The organism is Quyinboa mangrovi, assembly GCF_042219825.1.
Classification (GTDB): domain Bacteria; phylum Bacteroidota; class Bacteroidia; order Bacteroidales; family UBA5342; genus JBHJHP01.
Genome location: NZ_JBHJHQ010000047.1, coordinates 1 through 909, shown reverse-complemented (window position 1 = coordinate 909; position 909 = coordinate 1). Strand labels below are relative to the sequence as shown.

Here is a 909-nt window from a genome sequence, read left to right as displayed (position 1 = left end):
GTCGGGCTCTTTTGTCCTGACAGTTCCTTTCCCGTCGGAAAGAAACTGCCACGACAGCATACCGCGGGAACGTTGTAGCGCATTTAGAAAAAATGGTGAAAATTCTTAACCTGATAATTATTGCACTTTTACTCTTCAACTGTAAGACTGAAAAAATAAGCCAGGAAGAAAAATTTGTAAATGATATTTTGTTTTCAGTTATAAGGGACAACAATGAACTATTTGACTCTAGTTGCAAATTGATAGACAGGTTTAGTGAAAGTTTTGGAGCTCAATCCGTAAATCATATTATTGACTCAGTATTCTTTTTGGAAATCAATGACTTATTTGACATGAATGATATTAAGTATTTGATAATCCAGAAAAAAAATTTAGAGAATTTCGAATTGAAAACTAATGATTTTAAAAAGAGATACCGCCTAATCCAAAAATCAAAAATTGATACTTTTATTGCCAGTATTGAAAAGTCATTAAATACTGATAAACCTGTAGATTATTGGGAGGAATTTGATTCAAAAATTGGTTGCATCCAAGGATTTGCAAGACCTCTAATTTCAAGAGACAAGAGAACTATAATAATAAAATACTTTCAAATCTCCGGACCTTTATCTGCAAGAGGATTTACAAAAGTCTTTAGACTAATTAATGATAAATGGGTTGTTCTGAGAGATCTTGAGTCATGGGTAAACTAGAGATTTTGAAAATAAACGCGCTACAACACGCAGTCATAGTGCATGCGGCTCTTTTAACCTGCAAATTCGTATTCATTCTGGCGTCTTTTCGGCTTGACAGTCTCCACTACGTGGGACAGTCAACCGCACGACACCATACTGCGGGAACGTTAGGTGCAAGCGTAAAAAATATCATTATGAAACTGACGAAATCTCAAATTAAAGAAATGGCCCAGAA

Annotated in this window: 2 protein-coding genes; both read left to right on the top strand. The window is 34.9% G+C overall.

Annotation, left to right across the window (positions count from 1 at the left end; all coding sequences use genetic code 11):
• Positions 1-92 precede the first annotated feature (92 nt).
• Positions 93-692, top strand: coding sequence for a hypothetical protein (locus ACE1ET_RS20490; protein ID WP_375730293.1), 600 nt, complete (start codon positions 93-95; stop codon positions 690-692).
• On the top strand, positions 680-909 hold a 230-nt coding region (locus ACE1ET_RS20485; RefSeq protein ID WP_375730292.1), incomplete at its 3' end, for a hypothetical protein. The genes ACE1ET_RS20490 and ACE1ET_RS20485, both read left to right, overlap by 13 nt.